General features: G+C 69.0%; 9 protein-coding genes and 1 pseudogene. 5 read left to right on the top strand and 5 right to left on the bottom strand.

Features of this window, described 5'->3' with window-relative positions; all coding sequences use genetic code 11:
• Positions 1 to 169: 169 nt before the first annotated feature.
• Positions 170 to 388: a hypothetical protein gene (locus tag AB0E85_RS39210; protein WP_361937549.1), complete on the top strand. Its 219-nt coding sequence runs from the start codon at positions 170 to 172 to the stop codon at positions 386 to 388.
• A gap of 189 nt (positions 389 to 577) precedes the next feature.
• Here the strand turns inward: AB0E85_RS39210 and AB0E85_RS39205 are convergent, their stop codons facing one another.
• From AB0E85_RS39205 to AB0E85_RS39195, 3 genes are all read right to left on the bottom strand, one after another.
• Positions 578 to 1,918, bottom strand: a complete 1,341-nt coding sequence (locus AB0E85_RS39205; protein ID WP_361937548.1) for an MFS transporter — start codon at positions 1,916 to 1,918, stop codon at positions 578 to 580.
• A complete protein-coding gene (locus AB0E85_RS39200) occupies positions 1,915 to 2,583 on the bottom strand; it encodes a helix-turn-helix domain-containing protein (protein ID WP_361937547.1) in 669 nt (222 codons plus the stop codon). Before AB0E85_RS39200 ends, AB0E85_RS39205 begins: the two co-directional genes overlap by 4 nt.
• 207 nt (positions 2,584 to 2,790) lie before the next feature.
• The gene (locus AB0E85_RS39195; RefSeq protein WP_361937546.1) at positions 2,791 to 4,107 is read right to left on the bottom strand and encodes an MFS transporter; all 1,317 of its coding nucleotides are present in this window, start codon (positions 4,105 to 4,107) and stop codon (positions 2,791 to 2,793) included.
• Positions 4,108 to 4,196: 89 nt separating this feature from the next.
• Between AB0E85_RS39195 and AB0E85_RS39190 the strand changes: the two genes are divergently transcribed.
• The gene (locus AB0E85_RS39190) at positions 4,197 to 5,177 is read left to right on the top strand and encodes a winged helix-turn-helix domain-containing protein (RefSeq protein ID WP_361937545.1); all 981 of its coding nucleotides are present in this window, start codon (positions 4,197 to 4,199) and stop codon (positions 5,175 to 5,177) included.
• Here the strand turns inward: AB0E85_RS39190 and AB0E85_RS39185 are convergent.
• Both AB0E85_RS39185 and AB0E85_RS39180 read right to left on the bottom strand, forming a co-directional pair.
• A pseudogene (locus AB0E85_RS39185) lies at positions 5,129 to 5,789 on the bottom strand (IS5 family transposase); the annotation flags it as partial. The gene AB0E85_RS39190 and the pseudogene AB0E85_RS39185 overlap by 49 nt on opposite strands.
• 232 nt (positions 5,790 to 6,021) lie before the next feature.
• Positions 6,022 to 6,261, bottom strand: a complete 240-nt coding sequence (locus AB0E85_RS39180) for a hypothetical protein (RefSeq protein ID WP_361937544.1) — start codon at positions 6,259 to 6,261, stop codon at positions 6,022 to 6,024.
• Positions 6,262 to 6,347: 86 nt separating this feature from the next.
• Here AB0E85_RS39180 and AB0E85_RS39175 point away from each other — a divergent pair, with 86 nt between their 5' ends.
• The 3 genes from AB0E85_RS39175 to AB0E85_RS39165 all read left to right on the top strand — a co-directional run bounded on the left by AB0E85_RS39175 (position 6,348) and on the right by AB0E85_RS39165 (position 8,574).
• Positions 6,348 to 7,598, top strand: coding sequence for an RNA-binding domain-containing protein (locus AB0E85_RS39175; protein WP_361937543.1), 1,251 nt, complete (start codon positions 6,348 to 6,350; stop codon positions 7,596 to 7,598).
• On the top strand, positions 7,565 to 7,783 hold the full coding sequence (locus tag AB0E85_RS39170; protein WP_361937542.1) for a hypothetical protein: 219 nt from the start codon (positions 7,565 to 7,567) through the stop codon (positions 7,781 to 7,783). The genes AB0E85_RS39175 and AB0E85_RS39170 overlap by 34 nt, the downstream gene beginning before the upstream one ends.
• A gap of 221 nt (positions 7,784 to 8,004) precedes the next feature.
• Positions 8,005 to 8,574 carry a hypothetical protein gene (locus AB0E85_RS39165; protein ID WP_361937541.1) on the top strand — a complete coding sequence of 190 codons (570 nt, stop codon included), beginning with the start codon at positions 8,005 to 8,007 and terminating at the stop codon, positions 8,572 to 8,574.
• The last annotated feature ends 141 nt before the right edge of the window (positions 8,575 to 8,715 follow it).

Here is an 8,715-nt window from a genome sequence, read left to right as displayed (position 1 = left end):
GGCCGGGCACGTCGATGCCGGCCGACGCCCCGACGGTGGTCCCGGGCTCCTTGTCACGAACGTGCTGTGTCATGCCGCCAGCCTGGGCGCCCGGCACCCCGCATCCCAGGCATCCCTGGGATGCGGGGGCACGGGGCCGCTGACGACGCTGTGTCGGACAAACCTGACCATGCGCCAATCGCGCCCGCAGCTCGGGGCGTCGAACCCGGCCACGCTGCGCTCCCAACACGCGGCCGAGCAGCGGGAGGCACGCGCCACCATCGCCGCCTACGCCAACCGCATCCAGACGCTGAGCCTGCGGAACGCCGAACTCGAAGCGGAGAACGCCACCCTGCGCGAAGCTCTCCGCCAGGGCGGCACCGTGGCCTCCCTCCCTGTGACGCGTTGAATGCTGCCGCCGGAAGGACTTTCCACCTACTCTCCAGCGGGGAGGTGCCCCTATGCCTTTGGCCCGGGACAGTGCTGCGTTGAGACCAGGTACCGACACTGACGCCCACACGGAGGGCTTTACCGTTTGGTCCAAGGTTCCTCGAGGTGCAGCCGAAGATCGATGTCGTACACCCTCCCTCCGGGAGGGTCATGTCACTACATTCGCGCTGTCTTGTGAGGCGTCTTCCTTGGACTGCGGCTTCAGGACGCCCCGCCCACGCGTACGGTCTATCTCGCGCCATTCCGGCCGCAGTCCAGCCAGATTCGTGGTGAGGAAGTACGCGGCGGCGCTGGCGAGCAGCACCGGCACGAGTCCGACAGCGGTCACCGCCGCGCCGGCGAGCAGCCCGCCGAGAGGGATGCCTGCCCAGGCCAGCGAGTCACCGAGCGCGTTGACCCGGCCCAGCATCCGGCGCGGCACCCGCTCGACGAGGACGGCTCCCAGCACTGGATTGACGAAGCCGGCACCGAACCCACTGACCGCGAAGACGGCCAGTACTGCTCCCAGCGGGGCATCCAAGGCGAGGATCAGGAACCTCGGTGCCCCGGCCAGCAGGAACCCACCGAGAACCACCACCCGCCGCCGCAGCCGGTGCGCGACCACCGCGGCGATCAGGCTCCCGCCGACCGCCGCGGCCCCCATGACGCTGCCCATCAGACCGATCGAGGTCGGCCCGTTGCCGGACTCCCTTGCCCAGACCGGTGCGAGCGCCGAGGTGATCGCCGCATCCAGCAGGTTGGTGATGCCGCCGACCATGACGATGACGGTGAGCAGCAGCGGCTCGCCGCGCAGGAAGGTGAAGCCCTCGCCGAACCGCCGCCAGTAACCCGGTCCCGTCTCCCCGGCCGGCGAGGGGGCTTCCTCGATCGCATGCCCCATGCCGCGAGGCAGTGCGAGTTTGATGATCACCGATCCGAGGGCGAAGCAGCCCGCGTTGACGGCGAGTCCGGTCAGGGGACCGAGCACCGCCACTAGGGATCCGCCGGCCGCCAGGCCGACGGTGGAGGCGAGCCGCTCGGTCACACCGGCCAGACCGGTGGCACGCTCCAGTGGCACGCGGCCGCACTCGGCCGCTTCCGGCACCATCACCTCCTTGGCCAGGTCGCCAGGTCCCCGGGCCGCGCCGATCAGCGCGACCAGAACCAGCAGAAGGGGAAAGGACAGCAGGTCCAGGGCGTGGAGCAGGGGAACCGCGGCAGCGGCGATCGCGCTGGCCAGATCGGTGGTCCAGGAAACGGCCCTCGGGCCGATCCGGTCCACCAGCGGTCCGGTGAACGCCTTGACCACCACGTACGGCGCCATCTCGCAAAAGGCGACCAGTCCGGTCTGGGTGGCGCTGCCCGTTGTGACGAGGACGAACCAGGGCAGTGCCACAACGGAGATCCGCGTGCCGGTCAGCGACAGGGCCATGGCCGCCAGCACCCCGCCCAGCGGGCGTAAGGACCTCTTGCCGGGTATGCCGCCGGTCTCCGCGGCGTCGTCGGTCATGACGTCGGACTTCCTTCCTCTTCCTGAGGGCCGGAAGGGAGCGACGACGCGGCAGGCGCATCCAGTTCGGGCAGGATCTGCGTGATCACAGCGACCCGTTCGGCTCCGTCCGGGGCACTCGCCACCGTCTCCGGCGCGTCTCGCCGGTAGCGCGCAATGACTTCCGCCAACTCCCGGTACAGGGCGGCGGCTTCCTCGGGCGTGAGCCGCAGGGCCCAGTCGCTCATATCGAAGGTGTTTCGCCATGCGCGTGGCATCGTCTGAAGCCCGCTCAGGGTCTGCTGCGTGCGCAGCGTGTAAATGGCGGCGACGGACTGCAGGTAGGCCAGTGTGGCCTCGGGCTCCCGCTCCGCCAGATCCGGATCGTTGAACCAGGTCGTCCGGTGCACCGAACGCCACCAGCGCTCTCGCGCGTTGCCGCGTTCGGTGTCCTCCTCGACGAAACCGGCCGCGCCCAGCTGCCGGAGGTGGTAGCTGGCCGTACCGGAGTTCACGCCCAGCCGCTCCGCGAGGCGGGTGGCGGTGGACGGGCCGTACTTTCGCAGCAGCCCGACCAACTGCACGCGCACCGGATGCGCTAGGGCACGCAGCCTCTTGGCATCCAGGACAACCGAGTCCTCTTTATCAACGTTCGGGTCGTCCGGCCTCACGTTCGGGTCAGTCATACCGCCCAAAGACTTGTTCGCAAAGACTCCTTCGCGAACAAGTCTTTGCAGTCTAGGCGGAGCCTTCGCTGCGCCACTGCTCATCATCGGCCGATTGAGTAGCTAGAACTCCCAACACAATGAGCTATCGGGAATAACTGTCTGTCAGGGAGGCGTGGGGGCGGGGTGGGGTGCGTGACGGTTCGCGGCTGACCCGACCTGCGACGGTTACTGCGCAGGAGACCTACACGCATGCTGTTCGGTGCCGTTCTCTGATCCCGTTGAGCAGTTCGGGACGGGGACCGTGGCGGTAGGTGGGTGCCAGGTGAGAATCCAGCCGGCGGTAAGCGCCGCCGCGCCGCCTGCCAGGGCAATTGCACCGCCTGTTCCCATGCCTGCGGCCACCGCGCCGAAGCAGGCCGGCCCGACGCCCTGCAGCGTCATGCTGCCGGAACCGAGCAGACCGAAGGCCTGGCCCTGGCCATCCTGCGGTAGGGCGTCCAGGAACGGCCGTTGCAGGCCGAGACCGTAGGCGAATCCGAAGCCGCAGAGCAGCAGCAGACAGGACGAGACGCCCACTACGGGCTCGACAGCGAAGCCGACCAGCGGCAGTCCCATCAGCGCAGTCAACGGGACTACCAGTCGCTCCCGGGTGGGCGGCCGTAGCAGTCGCCCCACCAGCAGGTCACCGACCAGCATGCCGACCGGCAGACAGCCCATCAGCACCGCGTACCAGCCGGGCGCGAAGTGGCGTCCTCCGGCGTAGGCGACGATCAGGCCTTCCGCGCCCGCTACGAACGCGGGCGGTAGCCACTGGGCCAGCATCAGTCGTCGTACCGTGTGTTTGCGCAGCAGCAGGCCGGCACCGTGCAGGCTTGCCCGGACGGTGCCGCCATCGCCCCGAGTGCTGCCGGGTGTGCCGCCGAACTCTCCCGGCTGCAGCCGGGGTAGCCGGATGCGGATGGCGAGCGCGCAGCCGAGGTAGAGGGCGGCGCTGACCGCGAGTGCCCGGCGCGGGCCGAGTGCCGCGACGACCGCCCCTCCCAGCGCCAGACCGAACAATTGCGCGCCGGCGCCGGCGATGTTGTTCAGTGAACGGCCCAGTACATAGGCGTCGCCCTCCAGCGACTGCGCGACCAGCCGACTCGACGCGCCGTGAAACACCGGTGTGGCGAGGGCGACCAGCGCCACGACGCCGAGGCTTGCCGCGATCGGCATCCGCACCAGGGCGAGCAGCAGGGCGGCGGCGCACGTCAAGGCGTAGCCGCCGGTGATGAGCGCGCGGGGCGGCAGCCGGTCGGCCAGTGAGCCCAGCAGCAGCGAGCCGAACAGCTGCGGGATGAAGCCGATGCCGAAGGCCAGTGCGCTCAGCAGCGCGGAGCCGGTGGCCGAGAAGACCAGAACCGAGAACGTGGTGATCCGCAGCGCGTCCGCAGTGATCGCGACGGTGCGGGTTGAGAAGAGCAGCCGGAATCGCGGCTCGGCCAGCACCTCCCGGTAGGTGGCACGGTGGTTGCCCTGCGCGGGCTCGGCGGTTGGGGTCATGACGCGCAGCCTCGCCGTGCGCCCACACCCCTCACCAATGATTCGTCGCTGGACGAATCGGAAGAGGCGTCCCGCGGTAGCCTCGCAGGGTGCTGCGCTTCGAAGTCTCCGTCGATGACCTGCTGCGCAGCCGCTTCGCGCTGTCGCCCGCGATGGACCTCTGCTTCCTGCTGCGCTCGCTCCTCGGCCAAGACCGGCCGCTGCCGCGAGCTTGGGCCACCCGGCTCCTGCCGGCCTTTGAGCGGCTTCGCCGCGAGAGCGAACTGAACGCAGCCCTCGCCTTGCACAGCCCGCAATCCGGACCGAACTTCGTCGCTCCGCCCCCGCGCGGCCTCAACCAGACCTGGGCAGACGACCTGGCCATGATTCGGGCCACACCGCTGGAAGCGGCCCGCCACGAAATCGCCACCAACGCGACCAGCCCGTTGGCCCGTGATCCCCGCGTACGCGCAGTGCTGGACTCCACGGACGCCATCTCCAGGATCGCCGAGGCGATGGACCAGGCCTGGCGCGAGCTGCTCGCAACGGACTGGCCGCAACTGCGCGCGATCTGTGAGCGCGACGTCGTGCACCGGGTGGGTGTGATCGGCGAACACGGCTGGGTCACGACCATCGAGAGCCTGCACCCGAGCATCGCCTGGCAAGCCGGCGGTATCGGGATCGGCCACTTCCCTCAAGTCGGAACCGTCCGCCTCGCCGGCGATGGGCTCCTGCTGATCCCTTCGGTCTTCGTCGGGAATGTCGCCGCGCACCTGGAAGACCCCTGGCCCAGAACCTTGATCTACCGTGCCCGCGGCACCGCCGCCCTGTGGGGCGAGCAGGAGAGCGTCCTCAGACCGGATGCCCTGACCGCTCTGGTCGGCCGGGCCCGAGCCCGGCTGCTGGTGGCGCTGGACGCCCCGGCCAGTACCAGCCACCTCGCCCGAAGCCTCGCCATGACACCCGGCGCGGTTGGAGACCACCTCGCCATCCTGCGAGGCGCGGGGCTGCTCGTCCGCGCCCGGTCCGGACGGTCCGTCCTCTACCGGCGCACCCCGCTCGGCGAGGCGCTGGTCGCCGGTTCGGGCTGAGGGCTCAGATTCAGCACTGCTTTCTTGAGGCGCCGCCAGCAGATGATTGCGCAGCCGAGGGTGAGGAAAGCCTCGTGGATGTCGTCCCGCATCTCCAACGGATCCGCAGACAGCGAAACCAGTGCAGGTGGGCGAACGCGCGCTCCACGACCCAGCGTTGGGTTCCGAGGCCAGAGCCGTGCTCGGTGCCGCGGCGGGCGATGACCGGCTTCACGCCCAGGTCCCAGACGAGCCGGCGGTACTTGTCGTGGTCGTAACCGCGGTCCCCGAGCACGACGTCCGGGCGGCGGCGCGGTCGACCGCGCTTGCCGCGCACGGGTGGTACCGCTTGAAGCAGCGGGATGAGCTGGGTGACGTCGTTGCGGTTGCCGCCGGTCAGGGTGACCGCGAGCGGGATGCCGGTGGCGTCGGTAACCAGGTGGTGCTTGCTGCCGCTTCTGCCCCGGTCAACAGGGCTTCGTCCCGTCTTGGATCCCCTTTTAGCGCGCGGATGTGGAAGCCATCGACTGCGGCCCGGGAGAAGTCCAGGGCGTCCGCGCTGCGAAGCTTGGCGAGGAGGACCTCGTGCAGCCGGGGCCACACACCGGCCTCGGTCCACTGGGCCAGGCGCCTCGCGGAGAACGCTCCCTGGGGACCGAACTCGAAGGGCCGCCCAGGGCGTCACCCACCGCTGAGCCGACGACCGCGCCAGCGGCCCGCTGAATCCGCGCAGGTCATCTGTGCCGCGCCGACGGCCGCGGGGCCCTATTTCCTTCTTCGGCTCCCCGAGCCATCGGCGACGAATGCGTCTCGTAAACGGAGGTGCGCTGCCTTAGACACCCTGAGGCTGAGACACCCGTACAGGTCACATAACCCCGTCCAGCCCGGTGTCCTCCGGCAGGTGAGCAAGGGCCGCCGCCCGGATCTCCGGGAACAAGGCCGTCATGTCCGTGCCGCGCCTGGAGCGCAGCAGCACCCGCCCGCCCGCGTACACGGCGAGCTGGGCGCGGTAGCCGTCCCACTTCGGCTCCGCTGCCCACCCGGTGGACAGCACAGGGCTGTCCACGGCCACGGTCAGCATCGGCTCGGGCAGGGACCACGTCATGCCGTAATGCCTTCCACACGGCTCCTCAGTCCCACCTTCACCAGGGATACTGATGGGAATGAGTGAAGGGTGACTCGCTAGTGGCCTTGGAGTTCGACACACGCCGCCCGCCGGTCCGTGCCTCGCAGTACCTGGAGTTGGTGACGGCGGTCCGAGCAGCGAGCGCAGCGGATGAGCTGGACTGGCTGGAATGGAAGTCGACGCTGGACTTTCGGCCGAAGAACAAGGCGGACAAGAGTGCTCGTGCGCATCTGGCCCGCGCCATCATCGGCTTCGCTAACCGTCAGCCCGACGTTGCCCTGCGCAACGTGGAGGGATACGGGTTCCTGGTCGTGGGTGTCGATCCGGAGGGCTACCACGGCGTCGAAGAGATCGACAGCGTCGAGCTGGAGAGGTGGATCACGCCGTACGTCGGTGAGGACATCGACTGGCGCACCACCTACGTCCACGTCAGCGAGGAAGGGCATGATCGGCTTCCAGTCCTGATCGTCACCGTCAGTCCTCCGAGCTGGGGCGACCCGATCTTCTGCATTCGCAAGGAGATCCCGCCGCCACCGCGCGGCGAATCGGACCAGGCCAAGGACAAGGACACGATCCGCGAGGCGACGATTTTTGTGCGGCGCACCGGCCGGACAGACCGTGCCCGGGCTGTCGACATCGACCGCCTGGGCGAGCGTCTCCTGCGCAAGCAGCAGGCGCTTGACCTGACGCTTTCCGTACAACAAGGCGCGGTGAGCCCCGTAGTCACCCCGGACGAAGCCCTGGACCGCGTCGTCAACGCGGAGCGCGAGCGTCTCGTCAGCCGCCTGAAGTCTGCTTCGGCGACGCCGACTGTGGAGCAGATGATGAGGGACTTCACTTCACAAACGACCCCGGATCCCCGCAGCCGCGAAACGTATCTGGAAGAGGTGGACCAGTACCTGGAGGCGCTCAGGCGAGCCCTCCCGAGAACACTGCCGGAAGTGGCGGCACTCGCCGCATCGCGCATCGCGCTGCGTCTGCACAATCACACGCACATCCACCTCAAAGACGTGCAGGTCAGGCTGGAGTTGCCGGATGGCGTGCTCGCTCTGCCTCCGACAGACCCTGATGACCGGGACAAGAGGAAGCCGTTTCCGAGCGGCCTCCCCAAGGCGCCCCGCCCCTACGGGCCGGGGAAGAGAGAGCCATTCGTCGGCTTGCCGGCCACTCCCGCCTGGCACCGTGCCTTCCCGGCCGTCATGCCCGCTGTCCTGCCGCCTGCATGGGAGATCGGGTGGAGGGGACCACCGTCGTTTTCCCTGCGGAGGACGTGCGCGTCGGCTTGTCCGAGGACCTGGCGCCGTTCGTGGCCGTGACCGGACAGCCTCTGCCCGGGACGCTGCAGGTGCCCTGGACAGCCACGGCCACGAACATGGAAGACACCGCTCAGGGAATCGTGTCCCTGCCGGTCTCCCCGGTGCGGTCGTTGTTCGATCTCATCGCGGCCGCAGACTCAGCTACCCACGACGCCGAAGATGAGGACGACACCTCCGAGGAATGAGCGCCGCCTCGAGGCCTGTCCCGCCGAACCATGCGTCTTCGGCACATTCCACAGGCGGCGTTCGCTGTCGGCTATGATCCCGAGCGAGGCGGCGCGCACGCCAGACTCCCCGCGGACCAGCACCCACGCCCCGCAGGCGGAGAAGGTTCTCCGAATCGCGCACAATCATCGAACTTTCCTCGCTTCGGCGCGGGCGTGGGCGTGCCGAGGAGGACTCAGCGATGGCCCGCAACCGCCGCCGCAAGCTCGACACCCGTACTGCAGCAGCCGCTTCCGGCATCCGCTACACGCAGGCCCGCCGCCAGGCCCTCGAAGCGCCCGGCGCCAGCATTTGCACCTACCAGGGCTTGATCAGCATCTGCAGCGCCTGCGGCCAGCCCGCGTACGACAGCGCCAGCGGCGCCAGCCACTTCGCCGAGCAGGAAGGCGCGGTGTTCTGCCCGGCGTTCCCGGCCGCGGCTGGCCTGCTGCGTATGGACTGGCATGACCTCTCGCTGCGCCTGGTCCAGGAGCGGTACCCGCGCACGGACGACATCTTCTTGGGGCAGCAGTCGGGGCTGAGCCATAGGGACCGGCTCCAGGCCTTCAGCGGTCCTGTCGTCGTATGCGCCCATTGCGGCCAACCCGCCTACTACAACAGGGAGGTCGGCATGGCGCACTTCACCAACCAGTGGGACGGCATCTTCTGCCCACGATTCCCACTGGCAGGAGAGACCCTGACCATCAAGTGGCATCCGCAGTCGCTGGCCGACTGGAAGGCCGGATACGTCTGTACCTACCCGCACATGTAGATCGCAGCGCCTCCGATCCGGAGCACCCGCCGCTGACAACGGGCGCAGCCGCCTCGCCGGGCAGGGTCGGGGCCCAGCCCGGCGGGGCGGCTATGGCGCGGATAGGGGCCTGGTGAAAATTAGGGGTGCACCCGTGTGGGC

It is taken from the genome of Streptomyces sp. NPDC029044 (genome assembly GCF_040637495.1).
Classification (GTDB): Bacteria; Actinomycetota; Actinomycetes; order Streptomycetales; family Streptomycetaceae; genus Streptomyces.
The sequence above is the reverse complement of the archived record's forward strand: the minus strand, read 5'-3'. Positions and strand labels throughout refer to the sequence as shown.

What these genes read in the sequence shown, in the direction of transcription:
- AB0E85_RS39210 (WP_361937549.1), top strand. Translation starts at nt 170, where the DNA reads ATGCGCCAATCGCGCCCGCAGCTCGGGGCGTCGAACCCGGCCACGCTG.
- AB0E85_RS39205 (WP_361937548.1), bottom strand. Translation starts at nt 1,918, where the DNA reads ATGACCGACGACGCCGCGGAGACCGGCGGCATACCCGGCAAGAGGTCC.
- AB0E85_RS39200 (WP_361937547.1), bottom strand. Translation starts at nt 2,583, where the DNA reads ATGACTGACCCGAACGTGAGGCCGGACGACCCGAACGTTGATAAAGAG.
- AB0E85_RS39195 (WP_361937546.1), bottom strand. Translation starts at nt 4,107, where the DNA reads ATGACCCCAACCGCCGAGCCCGCGCAGGGCAACCACCGTGCCACCTAC.
- AB0E85_RS39180 (WP_361937544.1), bottom strand. Translation starts at nt 6,261, where the DNA reads ATGACGTGGTCCCTGCCCGAGCCGATGCTGACCGTGGCCGTGGACAGC.
- AB0E85_RS39165 (WP_361937541.1), top strand. Translation starts at nt 8,005, where the DNA reads ATGGCCCGCAACCGCCGCCGCAAGCTCGACACCCGTACTGCAGCAGCC.